This is a genomic window from Burkholderia stagnalis (assembly GCF_902830275.1).
Lineage (GTDB): Bacteria > Pseudomonadota > Gammaproteobacteria > Burkholderiales > Burkholderiaceae > Burkholderia > Burkholderia stagnalis.
Genome location: NZ_CADESW010000109.1, coordinates 1 through 328, shown reverse-complemented (window position 1 = coordinate 328; position 328 = coordinate 1). Strand labels below are relative to the sequence as shown.

Below are 328 nucleotides of genomic sequence, written 5' to 3'. Positions count from 1 at the left end.
TTCCAGGTATGGCCGCCATCGGTCGAGTATTCGACGGTCGCGCCGGTTTCGACACCGGTCAGGTTCAGCGTGCCGACATTGGTGACGTGATCGGACGCGCTGCTGCCCGAATCGGTGGCGAGCGCCCCGCCCGGTGCGGCAGCCGACGTATCGAGCGTGAAGCTGAACGACGTCGGATTGGATGTGTTGCCGGCGATATCGGTCTGGCGGACCTGTACGCCGTTCAGGCCTTCGACGGCGCTGAAGCTGGTGTTCCAGGTATGGCCGCCGTCGATCGAGTATTCGACGGTGGCGCCGGTCTCGACACCGGTCAGGTTCAGCGTGCCGA

Annotated in this window: 1 protein-coding gene; it reads right to left on the bottom strand. The window is 64.9% G+C overall.

Features of this window, described 5'->3' with window-relative positions:
• Positions 1–328: hypothetical protein (locus HWY45_RS36450; protein ID WP_176118519.1), on the bottom strand; the 328-nt coding region annotated here is incomplete at both ends.